This is a genomic window from Polynucleobacter sp. MG-6-Vaara-E2 (genome assembly GCF_018687695.1).
GTDB lineage: Bacteria > Pseudomonadota > Gammaproteobacteria > Burkholderiales > Burkholderiaceae > Polynucleobacter.
In genome coordinates this window covers 908720-930208 of record NZ_CP061303.1, presented here as the reverse complement: position 1 = coordinate 930208, position 21489 = coordinate 908720, and the positions used below count along the sequence as shown (strand labels likewise).

Sequence of the window (21489 nt, the reverse complement as noted above, 5' to 3'; positions counted from 1 at the left end):
GGGAATACACCTAGAATAGTCTGATGGCCTTTACCTTAAGCGGCGATGACGCCTGTCAGATAACCCACCCTAGCCCAATTCCCAATCCTTATTGGGTGGCATTTTCTCCTGCCGCTGCGAAGCTCATTGGATTAGAGCTCAATAGCGATGGATTACCATCCGATCCTGCCTGGTTAGAAGTCTTGGCGGGAAATTCGTTGACTACCAATCAACAGCAATTCCACAAACCAATTTCCACTGCATACAGCGGCCATCAATTTGGTGTGTGGGCAGGTCAATTGGGTGATGGCAGAGCAATTTTGCTTGGCGAGATGAATGGTCAAGAGTTGCAATTGAAAGGCGCAGGAAAAACGATGTATTCCCGCATGGGTGATGGTCGCGCTGTCCTGCGCTCTTCCATACGAGAGTTCTTATGTAGTGAAGCAATGCATGCCTTGGGTATTCCAACGACACGAGCACTCGCCATTGTTGGCTCCGAGCTTCCTGTAAGACGAGAAACTATCGAAACTGCCGCTGTTTGTACGCGGCTAGCACCTAGCTTTCTTCGTGTTGGTCATTTTGAACACTATGCATCGTTACAAAACGTAGTTCGAATCAAGGAGCTGTCGGACATATTAATTAAGGATTATTACCCAGAGTGCCAGAGTGATGCAGAGCCTTATTTAGAATTATTCAAACGTATTTGTGAGCGCAACGCCATTTTAGTAGCTCAATGGCAAGCCGTTGGCTTTTGTCATGGAGTTCTCAATAGTGACAACATCAGCGTATTGGGTCTAACGATGGACTATGGTCCCTTTGGATTCCTAGATCAGTTTGAGATTGACCATATTTGCAATCACAGTGATCAAGGAGGTCGATATGCATATCATCGTCAGCCACAAATCATGCACTGGAATATGGCTTGTCTTGCCAGCGGCTTTTTGCCACTTCTAGAGCTAACGCATGATGAACAGAAGGCACAGTCTTTATTGCGCGAAGCATTAGAGACTTTTCCCATAACCTATGCCAAGGCTTGGCAATCTCTTTTTAGGCAAAAGCTGGGTTTTACAAGCGAAAAAGAAGGTGATATTCGATTGATCGAACGCTTATTGCAGGCAATGCACGATTCCAAGGTCGATTTCACCCACTTTTTTAGGCAACTGGGCGCTGTTCGTCAAGATCAAATTGTCCAACAGATTAGTCTGCGAGAACACTTTGTGGATCGCGATAGTATTGATCAGTGGTTTACAGACTACCTCATTCGGCTTAAAGAAGAGTCTAGCCAAGATCGCTCTAGAAAAATGGCCATGGACTTGATAAATCCTAAATACATTTTGCGCAATCATTTGGCACAAGTTGCTATCGATAAAGCTAAGCAACATGATTTCTCAGAAATTAATACACTTCTGGAAATACTGAGTAAGCCCTATGATGAGCAGTCGGCACATGAGCAATATGCTATACCTCCTCCACCAGATTTTGAAAAGGTAGAGGTGAGTTGCTCATCTTAAAGATCGAGTCTAAATACATACTGTGGAGCAAATATGAAAAAAACAGACGAAGAATATAAACAAACACTCACTGATATTGAATACCGAGTTACTCGAGAAGCGGCGACTGAACATCCTTTTTCTGGAAAATTCTGGGATCACTGGGATAAGGGCCGTTACTCTTGCGTTTGTTGTGGCACCCCCCTTTTCTTATCTGAGACAAAATTCGATGCGGGATGTGGTTGGCCAAGTTATAACGCCCCTGAAAATGAGTCCACCATCAAAGAAATCAAAGATACTTCACACGGAATGATTCGTACTGAGGTGCGCTGCGCTAATTGCGATGCTCACTTGGGGCATGTATTTGATGATGGACCAATGCCGACAGGGTTGCGCTACTGCATCAACTCTGCCTCACTGAGCTTTGAGCCTAGCAACAATGCCCAGCTAAACCAAAAGGGTTGATTACCGCTTTCTGTGACCATGAGAAATAGTTGGATAATCCTTTTATGAAATTTCTATTTGATCTCTTCCCTATTATTTTGTTCTTTATCGCCTTCAAGCTTGGCGATATCTACACGGCGACTATTGTGGCAATGGTTGCGACAATTGGCCAAATCTTGTGGGTCTATTACCGTCACCGCAAGATTGATGCGATGCAATGGGTGAGCTTGGCCATGATTGTGGTCTTCGGTAGCCTAACCATCTTCTTGCATGACAAAACATTTATTCAGCTAAAGCCAACCGCACTTTATTGGCTTTTCTCTGGTGCTCTACTAATTAGTGCACAGTTCTTTAATAAAAATTGGATTCAGGTTCTGATGGGTAAACAAGTTACCCTCAAAGCCGAGCATTCACACTCTGTATGGCGTCAGCTCAATTTTGCCTGGGCAGGATTCTTTTTCTTCATGGGCGCCCTCAATCTTTATATCGCTTTTGAATATTCCGAAGAGACCTGGGTGAACTTTAAGCTCTTTGGCAGCACAGGATTGTTGATTGCATTTGTGATTATTCAAGGTATTTGGTTGTCTAGGCATATGGAGCATCCGCAGGAATGAGCATCAATCAAGAGCGTATTGCACTGTTTCAAGAAGACTTAAATAAAGCCTTTTCTATCAAAAAACTCTTGATAGAAGATGAAAGTCACCTACATGCCGGTCATGCAGGGGCTGCAAGTGGCGGCGGCCACTTTAAGCTAAGCATTATTGCCCCCGAGTTTGAGGGGATGAACTCTGTAGCCCGTCATCGAGCAATTTATGCCGCTCTAAATCGCCATATTCCTAAGGAAATTCATGCTTTAACGATTTCTGCCCTAACTCCTGGGGAGGCGGGCTTATAGCCTGCTTTACACTCTAGAAGTTCATTACTTTTAATCGATTGCGATCATGTTAAAAACCCGTCATCTTATTTTCGTGGGCATTGCTTCTATCCTTATTTCAGCGCCAACCTTTGCTCAAAACGCAGTGATTGTGAATGGCAAAGCTATTCCTAAGGCACAGCTAGATAGGCTAGTTCAAAAATCTGGTCAGCCAGACAACCCTCAAGTGCGGGATCAAGCTCGCGAGATGCTTGTTACTAAAGAACTGATCCTGCAAGAAGCTGATAAGCGTGGCGTGACTCAAAAGGAATCCGTACGTGAACAGCTAGAACAATCCCGTGTGGGTATTTTGGTTGCGGCTGTTTTCGAAGATTATGTTGAAAAAGAAGGTGTCACAGAAGCAGAACTAAAAGTAGCTTATGAGTCTGTTAAAGCCCAATACACCGGCAAGGAATACCATGTTGAGCATATTCTGGTTGAGAAGGAATCTGACGCTAAAGCCATCATTGCTCAATTGAAGGCTGGCAGTAATTTTGAAGAGATTGCTAAAGCAAAATCAAAAGATCCTGGCTCTGCCCCAAGTGGTGGTGATTTGGGCTGGGTTACCGAAAAGTCTTTAGTGCCCGAGTTTTCTAAAGCGATGGTGCAACTCAAGCCAGGTCAAGTTACCGACAAACCAGTGAAATCTCAGTTTGGTTGGCACGTTATTAAGATGATGGATTCTCGTGATATGAAGGCGCCCAGCTTTGATGAACTCAAAGCCCAACTCAAACAAATGATTGCTTCAGATCAAAATTGGCAAAAGGCGAAGTTTTCAGAAATGATGCAAAAGTTACGCGCTAAAGCAAAAATTCAGTAATCATAGTGAATTAATCTTTTCTGGCTGGGTAGTGGCGAGGTCTCATCTTTTGAATCGCCATACCCGCCAGTCCGCAAGCAAATGCGGACATCACGAATACATCTCTTGGTTGCGATAAATCCCAAATCCAACCAGCACATAAGCCTCCAATAGTTCCACCTAAACCATACGATACTGTTGCCATGATGGCTTGCCCCCTTGCCTGTAGAGGTCCCGTAAACCATCGTTGTAATAATTTAGTCGCTGCACTGTGATGCGCGGCAAACGTTGCAGCATGCATGAGTTGCGCCAGAATCAGCACAGACGTAATAGGCATGAATGCAATCAAAATAAACCTGATTACGCCGATGCCAAAGGCGCCTTGTAGCACCACTTCAGCATCTAATCGGCCTAATACTTTATTTTGGAAGTAAAAGAATAGAACTTCCGCAGCAACTCCTAATGCCCAAAAGAGTCCGATCTGAAATTTGTCATAGCCCAGGTCAGCCAAATAGAGTGAATAGAAGACATATAAGGAGGCATGCGCAAAGATCATAAAAAAGCCAGAAACCAAAAACCAGCGCACATCAGGATTTAATAAGACAGCAAGTAGTTCACCCTTAACCATTTTGCGACGTTCCATCTTGGGTTCATGCAGGCAAAAAGTCATTAAGGCCAAAGCAGAGAGCACTACAACGCCCACATAGGGGTAGAGCTCAATGCCCTTGCGTTGGAATAGTTCACCGGCTACTAGTACCATTGTAATAAAGCCTATAGAACCCCACAGTCTCAATCGGCCATAGCGCTTATCAAAAGAATTGTCTTTATATAAAGCGTGAATAGTCGCAGTCTCACCCAAAGGCATCTGGCTGCTGAGAATGGTGTGCAATACAAACATCCAAATAAAAAAACTGATGTAACTATGTAAGAAAAAGATGCATAGAAAGACCAAAGCAGCAAGACAGGCGCAGACCCTAATGATGCCAATGCGATTGGATAAATAATCTGAGAGCCAACCCCAGCTAAAGGGTCCAACAATGCGCGTAATTTGCAGCATGGACATGAGTACTGCAATCTCAATGACATTAAAGCCGCGCTCTAAAAAGAATAAACTTGCGTACGGTGAAACTAAGCCAACATAAGCAAAATATAAAAAGAAAAAGGACCCGAAGGCCCAGCGAAGCACAGGCGTCATCTAGCTCTTCTGTTTAATCGCGCGCGGAACCGAGACGTGCCGCTGGAATCCGCGATACATCTACTTTGACATCTGCGCATTGTGCGCGATGACGCAGTGCATGATCCATCAACACTAATGCCAACATTGCCTCTGCTATTGGAGTTGCACGAATACCAACACAAGGATCGTGACGACCTTTGGTTTGCACGGTAATCGGTTTACCACTCAGATCAATAGACTGTTTCGGGCTCATGATGCTAGAAGTAGGCTTGATCGCAATGGAGACACGAAGATCTTGTCCGGTGCTAATGCCACCCAGAGTGCCGCCAGAATGATTTGTTGCAAAACCATCGGGGAACAGCTCATCACCATGCTCGCTGCCACGTTGGGAGACAGATTCAAAGCCTGCGCCGATCTCAACGCCTTTAACAGCATTAATACCCATCATGGCGTGCGCAATATCCGCATCTAACTTATCGAATAGCGGCTCGCCAAGACCAAAAGGAACATTTTGAGCACGCACTTCAATTTTGGCTCCGCAAGAGTCCCCTGCTTTACGCAGCTCATCCATGTAACTTTCTAATTGCGGAATGATTTGCGCATTCGCCGCAAAGAATGGATTTTGTTCAATGTGAGATGCATCTACAAACGGAATCTCAATTTCACCAAGCTGACTCATGTAGCCATAAAACTCAGTGCCATATTGTTGCTTAAGCCATTTTTTTGCAATTGCTGCTGCAGCCACAACAGGAGCAGTTAGTCGCGCAGAAGAACGGCCTCCACCACGTGGATCACGCAAACCATATTTATGGTGATAAGCGTAATCCGCATGACCAGGGCGGAATGTTTGCAGAATATCGCCGTAGTCTTGGCTGCGTTGATCAGTATTGCGAATTAATAGGCCAATTGGTGCGCCAGTGGTCTTGCCCTCAAAAACACCCGAGAGGATTTCAACCCTGTCATCTTCTTTGCGTTGAGTAACGTGGCGTGAGGTGCCTGGCTTGCGTCGATCGAGATCTGTTTGAAGGTCTGCTTCGCTCAGGAGCATGCCTGGTGGGCAACCATCAACTACGACTCCGATTGCCGGACCGTGTGATTCACCAAAAGTGGTAACAGTAAAAAGAAGGCCTAAAGTATTTCCTGACATATCGACATTATGTCATTTGTCAGCAATATTGGGCTGGAAAAGCTTAGTTTGCAGTCTTTTCGGATTCTTCAGGCCAATCACGAATGTAGGCCTTGAGCATGGTGTTCTCAAAGTCTTGCGCTTCTACAACAGATTTAGCGACATCGTAGAAAGAGATCACGCCCATCAACATCTTTTGATCAACGACTGGGAGATAACGAGCATGGTCGACGAGCATCATGCGACGCACTTCGTCAATTTCAGTTTCCATATTGCAAGTCAATGGTTTTTGGTTCATCACTGATTGGACTTGCAAGCCGTCTAACTTGCCGTGATGTTTGGCTAGCGCAGAAATCACTTCACGAAAAGTGAGAATTCCAACGAGCTTGTCATATTCCATTACAACTAGAGAACCAATATCATGTTCGCTCATCACTAACACGGCAGTCTGCAATGCAGTCTCAGGGGCAACAGTAAATAAAGTGCTGCCCTTCACGCGCAAAATGTCACGAACTTTCATTTGGTCTCCAAAACAATGAATTTATAGCTTCAATATAGACCCAAGCAACCCTTGAATCAAGTGCCTAGAAGCAGGTTTTAGTAACGAATAACCCTAATGACGCCGGTGCGGATGCTTGGAAGATTGGCCACCAGGACGGCGCCCGCCAGCGTAATCCACCAAGTCAGGTAGACCCACAGTAAGGCCAGGGGGAAGATTGCAAATGCGCCATAGACCGTCTTGTAGAACGCTGTATGGGTCAAAAATATGGCGAAACCAAATTTCATCAATTCGAAACTGAGAGCGGCAAAGAAAGCCCCAGAAAAGGCATCCTTCCAGAGTATTTGTGAATACGGCAAGATCTTGTACACCACGGTATAAACAAGAACCGCAAGAAGAATGGGTGCTACTGTTGCAATGACTCTAAAGCCAAATGAAATGGCTTCAGTCCATCCTTCGGATGCACTAAATAAGACGCCACTCAGATATATACCTACACCCAGTAAAACTGGACCCAAAAATGTAGCCGATGTGTATATCACCAATTTTTTATAAAAAGGTCTACTCTGCTTTACTTTGAAGATCTGATTAAAAGCACCCTCAATAACCGATAAAGTCATGATCGCCGTTACAAACAATCCTGCCAAACCTAAGAGTGTTAAACCCCGAGCTTGTGATGAGAATTGATCAAGGTAAATAAAAACTTGTTGATTGATGCCGCCAGGCATGTAGGTTTCTAGAAGCCAAGACCTGAAAGCATTTTTTACCTGAATAACCCTCGGTAGGTAGCCAATGAGAATGGTCGCAATTGTGACCATGGGAACCAAGGACAGAATCGTTGTGTAAGCCAAACTGGCCGCAATTTGATTCAATTTTTGGTCGCGGTTGCCCTCCCAGATCTCTTTAGCCAGAGAGAGCCATAATTGGGGGTTACGAAATAGGCGCATCGCCGTATCATAAGAGAAGAATATGAGCCAACACTATATTTTAGTTTTGTACTACTCCCGTTATGGTGCAACTAGGGATTTGGCACGTCTAATTGCCGAGGGAATTGAGAGCGTCCCCGGAGTCAATGCCCGTCTAAGAACTGTTCCTGCAGTATCTACGGTATGTGAATCTAGTGAACCAGCCGTTCCTTCTGAAGGCGCACCCTATGTAGAGTACTCAGATCTACAGGAATGTATTGGCTTGGCTTTGGGCTCCCCTACTCGGTTTGGCAATATGGCCGCACCAATGAAATATTTTTGGGATGGCAGTTCATCTCAGTGGCTCAGTGGCGCCTTGATTGGGAAACCTGCATGTGTATTTACCAGTACTGGCAGCATGCATGGCGGTCAAGAAAGTACGCTACTCACGATGATGATTCCTCTGCTTCATCACGGCATGATGATTGTTGGCCTGCCCTATAGCGAACCAGATCTCATGTCATCTTCCACAGGTGGCAGCCCATACGGCGTAACCCATCTTGCGCATGCTGACGGTAGAGCTCCTATCAGCGCCGAAGAGCAACGCCTTGCCAAAGCACAAGGTAAACGACTTGCTGAAACAGCATTAAAGCTCATCATGGCATGATCCATATGTACAAAAAGATTCTCGATAAGAATCCCTATCTAGTAGTTGCTACAGCCGCTTTTATAGATCTGTTTATTCTCTGTGTTGCCTGGGAATGGTTTATCTCCCCTTTGCGCCCAGGCGGCTCTTGGCTCATCCTTAAGGGCGTGCCACTACTGTTTGCGATTCCCGGTATTTGGAAAGGTAAGGTCTACACTATGCAGTGGGCGTCAATGTTGATATTGCTCTACATCACTGAAGGCTTGGTGCGTATTCTAGAAACTGGTACTAACTTTTGGATGGCGCTGCTCGAGACAATTTTGGCAACGATCGGCTTTGTGTGTCTGCTGATGTATCTCAAGCCTATCAAAAAAGAGGCCAAAGCTTTAGCTAAGCAAAAATTACATACCCATCCGCAATGAAATCTTTTCTTGAACAATTACAGCAAGTCATTGAGGAAAAATATATTCTGGTCGAGGATGCAGATACAGAACCCTATCTCACCGACTGGCGCAAACGCTATACCGGTAAAGCCCTAGCAGTTGTCTTGCCAAGAACAGCTCATGAAGTTGCTCAAATAGTGCAGCTTTGCGCTAGCAATCAAATTGCCGTGGTACCCCAGGGTGGTCACACCGGTTTTTGTGGTGGCGCCACTCCAGATGACAGTGGCAAACAGATTGTTCTCAATCTGAAGCGCATGAACACTATCCGTGAAATTGATGTTGCCAACCAAACCATCACCGTTGAAGCTGGCTGCATTTTGCAAGCCATCCAAGAAAGGGCTGCTGCACAAGACTTTTTATTTCCATTAAGTCTAGGTGCGGAGGGTAGCTGCATGATAGGTGGTAACTTAGCAACTAATGCAGGCGGTACCAATGTATTGCGCTATGGCAATACTAGGGATCTTTGCCTTGGTCTTGAAGTGGTGACCGCAAAGGGCGAGATTTGGAATGGCTTAAAGGGGTTACGTAAAGACAATACTGGTTACGATTTACGGGACCTCTTTATTGGCTCTGAGGGCACATTAGGAATCATTACGGCTGCCGTCATGAAGCTTTATCCTTTGCCGATTTCTCAATGGACAACGCTAGTTGCAGCCAATAGCGTTGCCTATACCATTGCCCTGCTGAACTTGTTTCAGAAGCGTGCCACTTCATTGCTCACAGGCTTTGAGATGATGACCCAAGAATCCTTAGAGCTTAATGAAAAGCATTTTCCGCAAATGGCCAACCCCTTAAAAGGTAATCCACCCTACACCGTCTTGATTGAGTTATCAGATCATGAAAGTGAAGCGCACGTAAGACAACTTCTGGAAACGATTCTGGAAGATGCTTTTGAAGCAGGTTTAATCACCGATGCAGTCATTGCCAATAACTTGGCGCAAGCGAATACTTTTTGGCATATGCGTGAGCACATCACCCTCGCGCAGGCTGAGGAAGGCGCCAACCTAAAGCATGACATTACCATCCCTCTCTCAGCCTTAGAGAGCTTCATCAAAGAAACTGATGCCTTGGTAAGGGCTCAATATCCAGGGGTTCGAATCATTAATTTTGGCCACCTCGGCGATGGTAACTTGCACTACAACATCGCTCCACCAGTGGGGGTTGATCACAAAGCCTTTAACTTGGCGAATGAAAAACCTATTCATGAACTGGTTTATGCCCAAGTTGAACGATGCCATGGCTCTATATCTGCCGAGCACGGCGTAGGACAGCTCAAATTAGAGGGTTTGAGGGCTCATAAGGGTGAAGTTGCCCACGAGCTTATGAAAACCATAAAAAGGGCTCTAGACCCCCAAAATATCCTCAATCCCGATAAAGTTGTCTCTATCTAAGATATTTGACATTTTCTTTAGTTTTTTGAGATTTTTTTGTATTTCCTGTCATCTCGGCAAGTTTCTGAGGCGTTGTATGCCCATGGAGGTGACAAACATGTCAACAAGACTGAAACGTTGGGCCCGTGCAATTCAAGAAATCGACTTGTCCAAGAGGACGCCTGAAGTCGCTATTGGCTACCTAGATAGCAAATACCGCGATATCGCTTGGCGCTATATCCGTATTCTTGGGTTTGAGCGCACCATCAGCTTCATGGCTAGCAACAACTTCCATCCAGAATAAGTAAAGCACTTTAAAAATAAGACCTAAATAATTGATTTATTTAGGTCTTTTGTATTTCTAGGCATGGATTTCTTCAGAAACTAGTTGAAAAATGCCTTTGCCTCCTCGATCACGTTATCCGGGAGTTCTTCAGGGATGTAGTGACCACAAGGCACAGCCATGCCACTAACCTCATTGGCAACCCTCTTCCAGTCTTCAATAGGCTTAAAACACTTATTTACTAATCCGTGCTCACCCCAAAGAACGCGCAGGGGCATTTGTAGTTTCTTACCTAAATCTCGATCTGCCCTGTCATGCACTAGGTCAATGGTCGCTGCCGCTCGATAATCCTCACACATGGCATGTATGCCCTCGGAATGGCTAGCACCAGCAAGGTACTCTGCCCAGCGATCTGGGCTAAAAATCCCAGTACCTGCATGACGACCCATATGATTCCTCAACCAGTATTCAGGATTAGCACCAATCATGGTTTCGGGGACTGGTTCTGGCTGGATTAAAAAGAACCAATGCCAATACCCTTTAGCAAACTCCATTGTCGTGTTTTCATACATGCACAGCGTTGGAGAAATATCTAAGACCATCAACTTCTTAATGCTAGCTGGGTAGTCCATCGCCATGCGATGTGAAACCCTGCCGCCACGATCATGACCCAATAGAAAAAATTGTTCATGACCTAAAGCCTTCATGAGGGCAACTTGGTCGGCTGCCATAGAGCGTTTTGAGTAAGTTGAATGGTCAGACTTGCCATGAGGCTTAGATGATGCGCCATACCCTCGTAAATCTGCAGCAACTACTGTGTAATGCTTGACTAACGCTGGGGCAACCTGATGCCAAATGGCCTTAGTTTGAGGAAAGCCATGCAAAAGCAATAGCGCTGGGCCAGAGCCGCCTACGTGACATGCAATATCAATCGGACCATCATCTGATGAAACGGTAATGAGTTTTTGCTCAAAGCCCGAAAAAGAAACTGCCATATAGGTCTCGCTCAACGAACTGCTATTGCTTGAAGTTCAGCTACAGACAGGTAGCCCTGATTGCCAGAGTCAAGATAGCTAAAGTGATCATGGATGCGATGCATACAATCCTTGGCGTATGAAGATTAATCTGGTGTCGGGCATGGCAGCATGCCACCAGTTTTTTTGTGAAGCTGTGGCTTGCAATCAGCTGGCGTTGTTGCGCCCGGAGAATAAGTTTTGCCTGGTGATGCTGCAGAGGGTGAGCTAGAGATTGGTGCTGAATCAGTTACGATTACCGCCCCCGCTGTGGGGGTAGCTTGAGGGGCTCCGGCTGGGACGCTAGCTTTAGCAGGCTCTAGACCCACTGATCGATAGAATGATTTATCAGTACCAGGGCATGGCATGACTGCACCAGTCTTTGGATTAATGACATCCTTGCATTGCGGGTTGGCTTCTAGCCTGGCTTCTAATTTGGCTACAGTGCAAGCTGTGAGGCTGAGGCTACCAAGTATTGCAACTATGTATAGCTTGGTATAAGTACGCATAGGAATTTAGTGAGCCAGAATTTTAGATAGAAAGTCTTTGGCGCGATGAGATCTGGCATCTGGATTGCCGAAGAACTCATCTTTACTACAGTCCTCGAGAATGCGGCCTTGATCCATAAAGATCACGCGGTTACTAACTTTACGAGCAAAGCCCATTTCGTGTGTGACGCAGCACATCGTCATACCTTCATTAGCAAGTTTGACCATCACATCCAAAACTTCGCCGACCATTTCAGGATCGAGTGCTGAGGTTGGCTCATCAAAGAGCATCACAATCGGGTCCATACTTAAAGCACGTGCAATAGCAACACGCTGTTGTTGACCACCAGATAGTTGACCTGGAAACTTGTCTTTTTGCGCCATCAAACCGACGCGCTCTAAATACTTAAGACCATGAGACTTCGCTTCATCAGCAGAGCGCCCAAGCACTTTCATTTGGGCCAGCGTGAGGTTTTCAGTAATGCTTAGGTGTGGAAAGAGCTCAAAATGCTGAAATACCATCCCTACTCTTGCTCTGAGTTTGGGAAGATTAGTCTTTGGATCATGCAAGCGGATACCGTCAACCGTAATTTCACCAGCCTGGAATGGCTCTAAGGCATTAATCGTTTTGATCAAGGTTGACTTACCTGAACCAGAAGGTCCGCAGATAACAACTACCTCACCTTTTTGGATGGAGGTAGTGCAATCAGTCAGGACCTGAAAGTCGCCATACCACTTCGAAACGTTTTGAAGTTCAATCATGATTTAGAAATAGTAAACATTAATAAAATTAGCGAATGATCGCTACTTTGGATTGCACTTTTCTCACAATTTTTGATAGTGAGAAGCAAATAATGAAATAGGTAAAGGCTGCCAAGATATATGTCTCAATGGGGCGACCAAAGTTTTTACCTGCAATTTCAAAACCTTTGAGAAGGTCATATGCACCAATGGCATAAACCAAAGATGTGTCTTGAAACAAGATGATGGTTTGGGTCATGAACACCGGAATCATGTTTCTAAAGGCTTGCGGTAAGACAATAAAGCGCATGTTTTGACCATATTTCATACCAAGTGCTTGGGCCGCATAACCCTGTCCCTTTGGTACAGATTGAATGCCTGCACGAACGATCTCTGAGAAGAAGGCGCCTTCAAAAGCAATGAAGGTAATCGTGGCTGATAAGTCTGCTCCAATCGGGCGGCCGATTAACATCGGAATTAACAAGAAGAACCACAAAATTACCATCACCAAGGGGATGGAGCGCATGGTGTTGACATAAATTGTTGCCGGGTATGCCAAGCTTGGTTTTCCTGATAGACGCATCAGCGCTAAAAAGGTACCAAAGACAATTCCACCAACAGTTGCGATAACGGTGAGCTGAAGGCTAAACAGCAAGCCCTTCAAAATATAGTTGGTGAAGAGATCCCAATTGTAAAAACTCAGGTCTAGGCTCAGCATGATGTCACCATGAAATCAGTAGTCAGTTTCATTTAGTGCGCTGCCGCTTCTGTATTGGCCACGATGAAACCTGGAATACGAGAGCGCTTTTCAATGTGCGCCATCACGCGATTTACTGCAAATGCTGACAAAGCGTAAAGCAGTGTTACAGCTAGATAGATCTCAACTCCGTGAGAGGTTTCTTCTTGTGCCTGCATCGCAAATAAAGTGAGTTCTGGCACAGAAACCGCAAACGCAACCGATGAGTTTTTGATGAGATTCATACTCTCTGATGTCAAAGGGGGAATAACGATACGTAATGCCATTGGCAAGATAATGTATCGATAGCTTTGAAAAGTGGTTAATCCTAATGCGGTTGCCGCTGCTTTTTGTCCAGAAGGTAGAGATTGAATACCCGCCCTCACCTGCTCTGCGATACGCGCAGAAGTGAAGAATCCGAGAGCAATAGAGACTAACAAGTACGATGGGAAGGCTTTTAATGCAGGAATAAACGCTGGGATTACGTGGTACCAAAGGAGGACCTGAACCAAGATTGGAATATTTCTGAACAGCTCAACCCACGCAGTAGAAAAGCGAATGAGAAAGCGATTCAAGGGTGTATCTGTAGGTAAGGTACGTAAGGTACCCATGATTGCACCAAGAGTTAAAGCTATCACTAAACCTAGGCAAGCAACCGCTAAAGTCCAGCCCCAAGCTTTCATTAGCCAGTCTAAGTAACTTGGGTCCGGATTTTTTCCAAGAGTGAATAGAGCAGAAAAACAGTGATCAACTGTTTCCTGCTCTAGCGTACTTTTACAGAAGATTCCTAAATCCATAAATCCAATCGCATTGATATTGACTTATTAAAAGCTGAATGAGCGATCAGAATTACTTCTTGTTGTAGTCCTCCGCAGGTTTATCGTTTAAGTTTGCCCATGCATTTTTAGTTGCTGGAGATAACTCAAGACCAACGACAATATTTTTTGGTGGAATTGGCGACAAGAACCATTTGTTCCACAAGCCAGGCATTTTGCCGTTGGCAACAATCTTAGCAATCGCAGCATTTACAGCAGCTTTAAATTCTGGATCATCTTTACGAACCATGATAGCGATTGGTTCTGTGCTCAATACTTCACCAACAATCTTGTAATCTTTTGGATTTTTAGAGTTAGCAATATTGCCTGCCAAGATGGAACCATCCATCACAAAGGCATCGGCACGTCCAGACTCAAGCAATAGGAAGCTGTCAGCATGATCTTTACCAAAGACTTCATCAAAGTTCACGCCATTAGCTCTTTCATGTTTGCGGAGCAATTGAACAGAAGTTGTACCGGTTGTTGTAGCAACCTTTTTGCCGTTCAAGTCAGCAATAGATTTAATACCTGAATTTGCTTTAACAGCAATGCGTACTTCCTCAACATACAAAGTATTGGCAAAGCCAACATCTTTTGCACGAGCAGTGTTGTTAGTGGTTGTACCGCACTCAATATCAACAGTACCGTTTTGAACTAAAGGAACACGGTTTTGGGAAGTGACTGGCTGATAGTTAATACGCAAGGTATTCATACCAAGCTTGTCTTTGATATCACCCAAAATCATGCGGCAAATTTCAACGTGATAACCATCAAAACGGCTATCACCAGTTGTGTAAGACATTGGAATGGATGATTCACGAACGCCCATGGTGACAGCACCAGTTGATTTGATCTTATCCATCGTTGCGCTTGCAGCATGTACGCTGACAGCGCTAATAAATAGTCCAGCTACTAGGCCAGCCTTCATCAAAGATTTGCTCTTCATCGTCTTCTCCTGTTTTTACTTCTATATTTATCTAGCAAAATAGCCACATCTGCATTTATAGCAAATTTATGAAAGCAAAATGCGTTTTAAAGCCTCTTTTTGAGGCTTTTATAAGCAGAATGGAATGCAAAATAGGCTAATACTGAGGTTATTGAAGATTTTGGCCTGCCCAGCACGATTCGAACGTGCGACCTACGCCTTAGAAGGGCGTTGCTCTATCCAGCTGAGCTATAGGCAGTATGAGTGCACTGGGACTAATTGGAACAACTAAATGAGAAAATGGTCGGAGTACAAGGATTCGAACCTTGGACCCCCTGCTCCCAAAGCAGGTGCGCTACCAGGCTGCGCTACACTCCGACGGAATTGCTATTCTACACCGACAGGGCTATTCGAGGCAAATCCTGTAAGATTTAACGCATGGTTGCCTATTTTTCTAGCAAATTCACAAAGCAAATTCAAACCGCTCTAGCGGTCGTTTTGCTCATGGTTTGCATGATGGGAACCCATTGGGTTGGATTTGCCCACAGCATTTCTCACTCAACATTTCAACAGCAGTCAATTAGTCAGGCGTCTTCGAGTGAAATTGCGCCTGTATTTAGTCATAGCTCTGATACCTGCCATTTATTTGACGCCTTAACATTGGCTGGTTTTATACCTGATGCATCTACGCAGACGCTAACCCCGCTTATTGGTAGGTCTGTTTCTGAATCTCATATTCAGCTCGCTATTGCACAAGCCGCAACAACGGCTTACCAGTCTAGAGCTCCACCCAGCTTCATCCTTTAAAACCTCTGCCTACCAGTTTGGTGGCAACTCTCGTTTTAATTATCACCGTGATTGGTGATCTTGGATGAAATATGAAATACAGGCATTACCTTCTTCAGAAATTACTATTGATATTGCTCGCTGCAATGTTCAGCAAGTTGTCATGGTCACAAAGCGATAGTGAACCCTCCTTACAACTTAACGTTAGCGGTGTGCGCGACGACGGACAAGGATTTTTATCGCCAAATAAAGTACTTTCTGGTGATGAGCTGCAAAACAAATTGAGTGGTACCCTCGGTGCAACCCTAGCGAATGAACTGGGTGTATCCGCTACAGGCTACGGGGCTGGCGCCTCTAGACCTGTCATGCGAGGATTAGAGGGTGCACGTGTTCAGATTTTGCAAAATGGTTTATCGGTAGGAGATGTTTCTAGCATCTCAGCAGATCATGCGGTTGCCAATCCTATGCAAAACACTCATCAGATTGAAATTCTGCGTGGCGCCTCTGCGCTAATGTATGGATCGGGCTCAAGTGGTGGCTTGGTGAACGTCGTCAATGATCGCATTGTGACTTCTATGCCGGATGCTCTTTCAGGAGCGATGAATACTAGCTATGAAACAGTAAACCAAGGCAAGACTGGTAACCTTGAATTAGATGCGCCTGCAGGTCCATTCGCATTACACCTTGACTCCACAATCAGCAATTCAAATAATTACCAAATCCCTGGGTATGCTGAGCAAGGTGGACCTAATGCAAACTGGGCAATTAATCCTGGCCAATCCCTCAACGTTCCATACAGTGGAAAACTACCTTTCTCTTTTAGTAATCAGAATAGCCTTGGGCTTGGGGCATCGTTTTTGAGGGCTGATGGCTACACCGGTGTTTCTTTGGAGCGCATGAATCATGACTACGGCATTCCTACTGCTGAAGGTGGATTTATTCAGCAATCACAAAATCGTTATGACTTTGCCCATCAAACCAATGATCCATTTGATGGCTTTTCATCCATCAAGGTCAGCGCCGCTAATACCAACTATCAACATACTGAATTTACCAACAACGGTGTCGCTTCAACGCAATGGAACAACACGGCTACTGAGGCGCGCCTTGAACTTGCGCATAAAGAGTTGCTGGGCTCAAAAGGCGTCATTGGCGCGCAAATTACTGGCTCAACATTAAATGCCACCGATCTGAGCACCAATAACTACGCTATCGTGCCGCAAACTAAATCGAATTCAAGTGCATTGTTCTGGATAGAGGAAGGACGTTATGGGGCCTTGAAGACAAGCCTAGGTTCGCGCTATAACTATGCTGCTCAAAACCCGAACTCAGCCACCCAATTTCCGAGCCCAGGTTCGCAGGGATTTCAGCCAACTAGCTACGGTCCACCGAGCATTCAAAACCGACAATTTAATTTGATGTCCTACTCTGCTGGTGGCATGCTGGATATTGAACGAGGTTACGGTCTGGGATTGGCTTATACAGTTTCACAGAGAGCACCAACACCCCAAGAGCTCTATTCATATGGTCCACATGATTCAACAGCAACTTTTGATATCGGTAACTCCAACTTGGGTACCGAAACATCCCATAACGTTGAGTTGAGCCTTCAAAAAACATTGGGACTGATTCGGAGCAAAGTCAGCGTGTATCGTAATCAATTTACGAATTACATCTATGGCTTTTATACAGGTTCGTGCAGCACAAATAATGACAATTTTTCAGTTGTTCAAGCCTCACAGGCTAATGCAAACATTCGAGGTATTGAGGGAGAGCTGACCTATAACTGGAATCAAACTGGTTTTGGTGGTCGCTTATTTGGTGACGTAGTGCAAGGCAGCTTTAATGCCGGTGGAAATCTTCCACTTCAGCCAGCACCTAGACTAGGTACTGAGCTAGTCCATCAACGAGACGGTTGGTTAACCAGTGCAACTTATATCTATAGCTATCAACAGAATCGATTAGCAAGCTGGGAAATTGGTCCCGTACCAAGTTATAACCTCTTAAACGCCAACCTCTCCTATACAGAGCGTATAGGCAAAATCAATTGGACTGGATATCTTGCCTTAAAAAATCTCTTGAACGAAGAGATTCGATATGCAACATCTCCGATGGCTGTGAGGCTCTATGCCCCTCAACCAGGTAGAAGCCTGATGGTTGGTGTTAGAGCAGCGTTTTAAAGAAAATGAAGGTAGCGTAAATAAATAAATCCCAACCCGCCTGACCCCAGAATCACATATACCGGATTTAACTTCGTTTTGAGAATGAAATATAAAGCTAGAAGGCCTAATATAGCTGTTATGGGACTATTGATGGATGCCTTTGCTACAGCATAAACACCTGAAGCCATTAACCCGATGGATATAGGTTCAAGCGCATCCTGAATGGAGCGGCGCCAAGGGTTATCGGCAAAATGATTCCATAAACGCCCAGCGTAGAAACACAAAATACTTGAGGGAACAAAAAAGGTGATTAATACTATTCCCGCCCCGATTAAGCCCGCTACCTTAAAGCCAATGATCAAGACCATCAGCATGTTTGGCCCTGGAGCTACCTGCCCAATACTATAAATATGAACAAATTGAGTATGGTCTATATGAAATTGTTGAGCTAATAACGTTTGCATCTCTGGCAATACGGCAGTGCCACCCCCAACGGCCAGAATAGATAAAAGACTAAAAGTCAGTGCGAGTTGTATTAGCGAACTCATCATGAACGATTTGGTCTGTATAAATAAATTGAGATCGGTGCCATGATTAATAGAACTAGCGGCAAGGAAAACTTAGCAATACTCATTAAGCCAAAGGTACAGACGATAATGATGAGAGATTTAAAATGCTTCCAGTGTTGATCGCCGATACGGTATGTAATGGCCGCTAATAATCCGCATGCACCAGCTGCAATCCCAGTCAAGACGAGGTTTGCGAATGGGTGCTCGTTATTGTTTGTATAAGCTACCCCAATGATCATGACGAAAGCTGATCCAGGGAGAATGAGCCCAATAGTCGATACTAATGCGCCCCAAATCCCACGAATATGATCACCCGCTAGCACTGCTAGGTTTACTGAATTTAATCCAGGCATGGTTTGGCTGATAGCGAGAAATCCCATAAATTCATCTACGCTTAACCATTTGCGTTTTTGAATGAGCAATATCCGCTCATAGGCAATAATGCCTCCGCCAAAACTCACTGCACCGATGATTAAAAACTCTATGAATAAATCAACTAGCGCAACCTTTGGCTGCTTAACCGATGGTTGATCAATCATTCTGGTTTTCCATAAACCAGTGCTGTTTTCGTACTTCCGATCTCGAGCCAATCCGCTAGCTCTATTTGAAGCTTTTTGAAAAATTTATCTGCACGCTTATGCGCTTTTAATTGGGCCCTATTTTCATCGTTCACGCGGTAGGAAAAAGCAAGCTCCCCAACCATCGGGTCGCCTACGCTCTTCATCCAAATAGCAATTTCACAGTGAGCCTGAACGCCATCTCCAAACACCAAATTCCCCATTGGCAAGCATGCTTCTAAAATTTTATTAGTCGAACCCCCAACGATGCGTAAGGGGGTCTTCATATCAATGGCTAATTTGCCAAGATCGGGAAAAAATTTTGAAATGCTATCGAAAGTTCGGACAAACAAGTCATCAATCGGAACCGCATCCAATATCGCATTATTTGAATAGATTTTCCTTTGTGTCCCCAATTGGTCACCACGTAGAATCTCTTCCTTAAATCGAATGCGCGATTTAATCTTCTTCTTAGGACTGGGATTAAAGCTGGATGCTTGCAGAAGATCATGCGCCCTGCATTTCAGCGTCACCTCTGCAAAGTCATCAACCCAAACATTTTGACGAGACTCACGAACTCGCAAAATAATATTGTTTTGGCGAAAGTCTTGACCTGGCGTATCAAAGAAATAAATATTTCTGAGGCTAGTGGAAGCATTATCAAGATGGAAAAAATCCACCTTATTATTCTTGCAGAACCTTAAAATCTGATCACTTAAGGCAGTAATTCGACTACGACGATCTAAGCCCTGAGGCTTAATCAGTAATTTAAATTCACGGTTCGTGATGGCTGGATGGAGCTTTTTCAAAATAATCCCTTCTTTTAGGAGAGATTATCACCATCCTGAAAATATTAGTAAACCTCTGGAACGTACATCTCAGGGGGGACTGGGCCACGCAAATAATCTGGGTTGTGAACTCGCTCGGGCAGAGTAATTACAGGGTGATCGATTTCTTGATAAGGGATTTGATTTAAAAGGTGCGTAATACAGTTTAAGCGCGCCTTTTTCTTGTCATTTGCTGCTACTACCCACCATGGCGCCTCAGGAATATGAGTGCGCTCTAGCATTGTTTCTTTGGCCTTTGTATATTGCTCCCAAAGACGACGTGCCTCTAGGTCCATAGGGCTGAGCTTCCACTGCTTTAATGGGTCATGAATGCGCATCATAAAGCGGTTGTACTGTTCATCATCAGAGATAGAGAACCAGTATTTGATAAGGATAATGCCGGAGCGAATCATCATGCGCTCTAAATCTGGAACAGTTCTCAAAAATTCTTCGTACTCAGCATCAGAACAAAAACCCATGACTTTCTCTACCCCAGCTCGGTTGTACCAGCTGCGATCAAATAGTACGATTTCACCACCCGCAGGTAAATGGGATATATATCTCTGGAAATACCACTGAGTCTTCTCGCGTTCATTTGGAGCAGGTAGCGCTACAACTTTGCAAACTCGGGGATTTAGTCTTTGGGTGATACGTTTAATTGCACCCCCCTTACCTGCTGAATCACGACCCTCAAACAAAACGGCTACTTTTACCTTATTGGCAACAACCCAATCTTGAAGTTTGACAAGCTCACCCTGAAGCCTAAAGAGCTCTCTGAAATAGGTATTGCGTGGAACTTGTGAACCAGAATCGCCGTCTTGAGAAAGACGATCATCATCAAGCTCCATCTCGAGCTCTTCATCCATGCTGTCAAGAATTTCTTCTTGCGCACGCTGATACCACTCTGCCATTTCTTTATGTTTGGTGGGCATAACTATCCTCAAAGGGTTTTTGCTAGTTTACGCTCTAAGTTATGACGCTTTTATTACATTCCCTAATGCTTGTTGACCTGATCAAAGTAAGTAGATATTTGCTCATAACTATGGAGTGCCAGCCATTTTCTATCAGTGGGACTCATGGGGCTGGATCCTGCCGGCGGGAAAAAAGTTAGCTCTACTGCAAGATTTCGATTTTTAAGAATATTGCTCATAGATTCAAGAAGCCCCATATCTCCAATAAAAGCAGGTACATTAGAGCGCCTGCCAGTATTTTTGCAAACATAGCGAATCGCTAAGGTGTATACGGGGGCATCTGAAACTACGGCTGACTCGAATAAATTAGGCTTAAAAGGTCTTACGCCCTCACCATCAGTAGAAGTCCCCTCAGGAAAAATGCAAATGGACTCCTTCTTTAAAGACTCAGCCATATTGCCAACCACTAGATGGGCATGCTTTGCACTCTCACGCTTGATAAATACCGTTCCCAATTGCTTAGCCATCCAGCCAAAAATAGGCCATGATTCGACTTCTGACTTTGCTACAAAGCGTATAGGCTTAAAAGCATTAATCGCATGGATATCCATCCAAGAAATATGATTTGATGCAAGCAAAATTGGCTTTATAGGAAGAATTGAGGAATTTTTAACCCTGAGCTCAATACCAAAAATACTCAGTAGTTTTTCTGACCACCGCTTTATATGAGCATCCTTTTTCGCCCTATTGGAAATTGGGAAGAAAACAAACAAGGTGAAAAGCCCACGAATAACATGAAGCCAAATTGAAGCCCATAGAAATAGGCGAACAATAAAAGGCGCTATCTTGTCTTGATGTTGATTGATTTGGCTCATAACGGTACTC

Annotated in this window: 26 protein-coding genes and 2 tRNA genes; 11 read left to right on the top strand and 17 right to left on the bottom strand. The window is 44.6% G+C overall.

Annotated features, from left to right (window positions below):
* Window positions 1-23: 23 nt before the first annotated feature.
* From ICV38_RS04905 to ICV38_RS04885, 5 genes are read left to right on the top strand one after another with little or no spacing between them, the layout of a single operon-like run.
* Complete coding sequence (locus tag ICV38_RS04905) at window positions 24-1490, top strand: YdiU family protein (protein ID WP_215382601.1); 1467 nt, start codon at window positions 24-26, stop codon at window positions 1488-1490.
* A gap of 33 nt (window positions 1491-1523) precedes the next feature.
* Window positions 1524-1934, top strand: a complete 411-nt coding sequence (gene msrB, locus ICV38_RS04900; RefSeq protein ID WP_215382600.1) for a peptide-methionine (R)-S-oxide reductase MsrB — start codon at window positions 1524-1526, stop codon at window positions 1932-1934.
* A 44-nt stretch (window positions 1935-1978) separates the two neighbouring features.
* On the top strand, window positions 1979-2527 hold the full coding sequence (locus ICV38_RS04895; RefSeq protein ID WP_215382599.1) for a septation protein A: 549 nt from the start codon (window positions 1979-1981) through the stop codon (window positions 2525-2527).
* Complete coding sequence (locus tag ICV38_RS04890) at window positions 2524-2808, top strand: BolA family transcriptional regulator (RefSeq protein ID WP_215382598.1); 285 nt, start codon at window positions 2524-2526, stop codon at window positions 2806-2808. The genes ICV38_RS04895 and ICV38_RS04890 overlap by 4 nt, the downstream gene beginning before the upstream one ends.
* A gap of 46 nt (window positions 2809-2854) precedes the next feature.
* Complete coding sequence (locus tag ICV38_RS04885; RefSeq protein WP_215382597.1) at window positions 2855-3646, top strand: peptidylprolyl isomerase; 792 nt, start codon at window positions 2855-2857, stop codon at window positions 3644-3646.
* 10 nt (window positions 3647-3656) lie between these two features.
* Here ICV38_RS04885 and ICV38_RS04880 read toward each other — a convergent pair whose 3' ends face one another.
* From ICV38_RS04880 to ICV38_RS04865, 4 genes are all read right to left on the bottom strand, one after another.
* Complete coding sequence (locus tag ICV38_RS04880) at window positions 3657-4820, bottom strand: MFS transporter (RefSeq protein WP_215382596.1); 1164 nt, start codon at window positions 4818-4820, stop codon at window positions 3657-3659.
* Between the two features lie 13 nt (window positions 4821-4833).
* Complete coding sequence (gene aroC, locus ICV38_RS04875; protein ID WP_215382595.1) at window positions 4834-5949, bottom strand: chorismate synthase; 1116 nt, start codon at window positions 5947-5949, stop codon at window positions 4834-4836.
* A 43-nt stretch (window positions 5950-5992) separates the two neighbouring features.
* On the bottom strand, window positions 5993-6448 hold the full coding sequence (locus ICV38_RS04870; RefSeq protein ID WP_215382594.1) for a CBS domain-containing protein: 456 nt from the start codon (window positions 6446-6448) through the stop codon (window positions 5993-5995).
* A 77-nt stretch (window positions 6449-6525) separates the two neighbouring features.
* A complete protein-coding gene (locus ICV38_RS04865; protein ID WP_215382593.1) occupies window positions 6526-7374 on the bottom strand; it encodes a YhjD/YihY/BrkB family envelope integrity protein in 849 nt (282 codons plus the stop codon).
* 22 nt (window positions 7375-7396) lie between these two features.
* Between ICV38_RS04865 and wrbA the strand changes: the two genes are divergently transcribed.
* The 4 genes from wrbA (at window position 7397) to ICV38_RS04845 (ending at window position 10095) form a co-directional block, all read left to right on the top strand.
* A complete protein-coding gene (gene wrbA / locus ICV38_RS04860; RefSeq protein ID WP_215382592.1) occupies window positions 7397-7999 on the top strand; it encodes an NAD(P)H:quinone oxidoreductase in 603 nt (200 codons plus the stop codon).
* A gap of 5 nt (window positions 8000-8004) precedes the next feature.
* The gene (locus ICV38_RS04855; protein WP_215382591.1) at window positions 8005-8400 is read left to right on the top strand and encodes a DUF2069 domain-containing protein; all 396 of its coding nucleotides are present in this window, start codon (window positions 8005-8007) and stop codon (window positions 8398-8400) included.
* Complete coding sequence (locus ICV38_RS04850) at window positions 8397-9812, top strand: FAD-binding oxidoreductase (protein WP_215382590.1); 1416 nt, start codon at window positions 8397-8399, stop codon at window positions 9810-9812. The genes ICV38_RS04855 and ICV38_RS04850 overlap by 4 nt, the downstream gene beginning before the upstream one ends.
* 97 nt (window positions 9813-9909) lie before the next feature.
* Window positions 9910-10095 (top strand): hypothetical protein, encoded by a 186-nt coding sequence (locus tag ICV38_RS04845; protein ID WP_087909997.1) that lies wholly within the window; start codon window positions 9910-9912, stop codon window positions 10093-10095.
* An 80-nt stretch (window positions 10096-10175) separates the two neighbouring features.
* Here ICV38_RS04845 and ICV38_RS04840 read toward each other — a convergent pair whose 3' ends face one another.
* The 8 genes from ICV38_RS04840 to ICV38_RS04805 all read right to left on the bottom strand — a co-directional run bounded on the left by ICV38_RS04840 (window position 10176) and on the right by ICV38_RS04805 (window position 15170).
* Window positions 10176-11069: an alpha/beta fold hydrolase gene (locus tag ICV38_RS04840; protein WP_215382589.1), complete on the bottom strand. Its 894-nt coding sequence runs from the start codon at window positions 11067-11069 to the stop codon at window positions 10176-10178.
* Between the two features lie 125 nt (window positions 11070-11194).
* Window positions 11195-11596: a hypothetical protein gene (locus ICV38_RS04835; protein WP_215382588.1), complete on the bottom strand. Its 402-nt coding sequence runs from the start codon at window positions 11594-11596 to the stop codon at window positions 11195-11197.
* Between the two features lie 6 nt (window positions 11597-11602).
* Window positions 11603-12337 carry an amino acid ABC transporter ATP-binding protein gene (locus tag ICV38_RS04830; protein ID WP_215382587.1) on the bottom strand — a complete coding sequence of 245 codons (735 nt, stop codon included), beginning with the start codon at window positions 12335-12337 and terminating at the stop codon, window positions 11603-11605.
* 28 nt (window positions 12338-12365) lie between these two features.
* Complete coding sequence (locus tag ICV38_RS04825; RefSeq protein WP_215382762.1) at window positions 12366-13037, bottom strand: amino acid ABC transporter permease; 672 nt, start codon at window positions 13035-13037, stop codon at window positions 12366-12368.
* Between the two features lie 29 nt (window positions 13038-13066).
* Window positions 13067-13849: an amino acid ABC transporter permease gene (locus tag ICV38_RS04820; RefSeq protein WP_215382586.1), complete on the bottom strand. Its 783-nt coding sequence runs from the start codon at window positions 13847-13849 to the stop codon at window positions 13067-13069.
* 52 nt (window positions 13850-13901) lie between these two features.
* Window positions 13902-14795 (bottom strand): amino acid ABC transporter substrate-binding protein, encoded by an 894-nt coding sequence (locus ICV38_RS04815; RefSeq protein WP_215382760.1) that lies wholly within the window; start codon window positions 14793-14795, stop codon window positions 13902-13904.
* A gap of 179 nt (window positions 14796-14974) precedes the next feature.
* A tRNA-Arg gene (locus tag ICV38_RS04810) sits at window positions 14975-15051 on the bottom strand.
* Between the two features lie 42 nt (window positions 15052-15093).
* Window positions 15094-15170 (bottom strand) — tRNA-Pro (locus ICV38_RS04805).
* 60 nt (window positions 15171-15230) lie between these two features.
* On the opposite strand from ICV38_RS04805, the gene ICV38_RS04800 reads away from it, so the two are divergent.
* Entirely contained in the window at window positions 15231-15599 is a 369-nt protein-coding gene (locus ICV38_RS04800) for a hypothetical protein (protein ID WP_215382585.1), read from the top strand.
* A gap of 71 nt (window positions 15600-15670) precedes the next feature.
* Window positions 15671-17758 (top strand): TonB-dependent receptor, encoded by a 2088-nt coding sequence (locus ICV38_RS04795; protein ID WP_215382584.1) that lies wholly within the window; start codon window positions 15671-15673, stop codon window positions 17756-17758.
* Here the strand turns inward: ICV38_RS04795 and ICV38_RS04790 are convergent.
* The 5 genes from ICV38_RS04790 to ICV38_RS04770 all read right to left on the bottom strand — a co-directional run bounded on the left by ICV38_RS04790 (window position 17755) and on the right by ICV38_RS04770 (window position 21479).
* Window positions 17755-18291: a chromate transporter gene (locus ICV38_RS04790; protein WP_215382583.1), complete on the bottom strand. Its 537-nt coding sequence runs from the start codon at window positions 18289-18291 to the stop codon at window positions 17755-17757. The genes ICV38_RS04795 and ICV38_RS04790 overlap by 4 nt on opposite strands.
* A complete protein-coding gene (locus ICV38_RS04785) occupies window positions 18288-18848 on the bottom strand; it encodes a chromate transporter (protein WP_215382582.1) in 561 nt (186 codons plus the stop codon). Before ICV38_RS04785 ends, ICV38_RS04790 begins: the two co-directional genes overlap by 4 nt.
* Window positions 18845-19675, bottom strand: coding sequence for a hypothetical protein (locus tag ICV38_RS04780; RefSeq protein WP_215382581.1), 831 nt, complete (start codon window positions 19673-19675; stop codon window positions 18845-18847). Before ICV38_RS04780 ends, ICV38_RS04785 begins: the two co-directional genes overlap by 4 nt.
* A gap of 44 nt (window positions 19676-19719) precedes the next feature.
* A complete protein-coding gene (gene ppk2 / locus ICV38_RS04775; protein ID WP_215382580.1) occupies window positions 19720-20625 on the bottom strand; it encodes a polyphosphate kinase 2 in 906 nt (301 codons plus the stop codon).
* Window positions 20626-20687: 62 nt separating this feature from the next.
* Window positions 20688-21479 (bottom strand): 1-acyl-sn-glycerol-3-phosphate acyltransferase, encoded by a 792-nt coding sequence (locus ICV38_RS04770; RefSeq protein ID WP_215382579.1) that lies wholly within the window; start codon window positions 21477-21479, stop codon window positions 20688-20690.
* Window positions 21480-21489: the final 10 nt, after the last annotated feature.

Excerpts from the sequence above, each read along its gene's own strand:
- ICV38_RS04830 (WP_215382587.1), bottom strand. The coding sequence starts at position 12,337 with ATGATTGAACTTCAAAACGTTTCGAAGTGGTATGGCGACTTTCAGGTC.
- ICV38_RS04895 (WP_215382599.1), top strand. The coding sequence starts at position 1,979 with ATGAAATTTCTATTTGATCTCTTCCCTATTATTTTGTTCTTTATCGCC.
- ICV38_RS04800 (WP_215382585.1), top strand. The coding sequence starts at position 15,231 with ATGGTTGCCTATTTTTCTAGCAAATTCACAAAGCAAATTCAAACCGCT.
- aroC (WP_215382595.1), bottom strand. The coding sequence starts at position 5,949 with ATGTCAGGAAATACTTTAGGCCTTCTTTTTACTGTTACCACTTTTGGT.
- ICV38_RS04815 (WP_215382760.1), bottom strand. The coding sequence starts at position 14,795 with ATGAAGGCTGGCCTAGTAGCTGGACTATTTATTAGCGCTGTCAGCGTA.
- ICV38_RS04865 (WP_215382593.1), bottom strand. The coding sequence starts at position 7,374 with ATGCGCCTATTTCGTAACCCCCAATTATGGCTCTCTCTGGCTAAAGAG.
- ICV38_RS04850 (WP_215382590.1), top strand. The coding sequence starts at position 8,397 with ATGAAATCTTTTCTTGAACAATTACAGCAAGTCATTGAGGAAAAATAT.
- ICV38_RS04795 (WP_215382584.1), top strand. The coding sequence starts at position 15,671 with ATGAAATACAGGCATTACCTTCTTCAGAAATTACTATTGATATTGCTC.
- ICV38_RS04905 (WP_215382601.1), top strand. The coding sequence starts at position 24 with ATGGCCTTTACCTTAAGCGGCGATGACGCCTGTCAGATAACCCACCCT.
- ICV38_RS04835 (WP_215382588.1), bottom strand. The coding sequence starts at position 11,596 with ATGCGTACTTATACCAAGCTATACATAGTTGCAATACTTGGTAGCCTC.
- ICV38_RS04880 (WP_215382596.1), bottom strand. The coding sequence starts at position 4,820 with ATGACGCCTGTGCTTCGCTGGGCCTTCGGGTCCTTTTTCTTTTTATAT.
- ICV38_RS04840 (WP_215382589.1), bottom strand. The coding sequence starts at position 11,069 with ATGGCAGTTTCTTTTTCGGGCTTTGAGCAAAAACTCATTACCGTTTCA.
- ppk2 (WP_215382580.1), bottom strand. The coding sequence starts at position 20,625 with ATGCCCACCAAACATAAAGAAATGGCAGAGTGGTATCAGCGTGCGCAA.
- ICV38_RS04855 (WP_215382591.1), top strand. The coding sequence starts at position 8,005 with ATGTACAAAAAGATTCTCGATAAGAATCCCTATCTAGTAGTTGCTACA.
- wrbA (WP_215382592.1), top strand. The coding sequence starts at position 7,397 with ATGAGCCAACACTATATTTTAGTTTTGTACTACTCCCGTTATGGTGCA.
- ICV38_RS04870 (WP_215382594.1), bottom strand. The coding sequence starts at position 6,448 with ATGAAAGTTCGTGACATTTTGCGCGTGAAGGGCAGCACTTTATTTACT.
- ICV38_RS04770 (WP_215382579.1), bottom strand. The coding sequence starts at position 21,479 with ATGAGCCAAATCAATCAACATCAAGACAAGATAGCGCCTTTTATTGTT.
- ICV38_RS04790 (WP_215382583.1), bottom strand. The coding sequence starts at position 18,291 with ATGATGAGTTCGCTAATACAACTCGCACTGACTTTTAGTCTTTTATCT.
- ICV38_RS04885 (WP_215382597.1), top strand. The coding sequence starts at position 2,855 with ATGTTAAAAACCCGTCATCTTATTTTCGTGGGCATTGCTTCTATCCTT.
- msrB (WP_215382600.1), top strand. The coding sequence starts at position 1,524 with ATGAAAAAAACAGACGAAGAATATAAACAAACACTCACTGATATTGAA.
- ICV38_RS04785 (WP_215382582.1), bottom strand. The coding sequence starts at position 18,848 with ATGATTGATCAACCATCGGTTAAGCAGCCAAAGGTTGCGCTAGTTGAT.
- ICV38_RS04890 (WP_215382598.1), top strand. The coding sequence starts at position 2,524 with ATGAGCATCAATCAAGAGCGTATTGCACTGTTTCAAGAAGACTTAAAT.
- ICV38_RS04820 (WP_215382586.1), bottom strand. The coding sequence starts at position 13,849 with ATGGATTTAGGAATCTTCTGTAAAAGTACGCTAGAGCAGGAAACAGTT.
- ICV38_RS04845 (WP_087909997.1), top strand. The coding sequence starts at position 9,910 with ATGTCAACAAGACTGAAACGTTGGGCCCGTGCAATTCAAGAAATCGAC.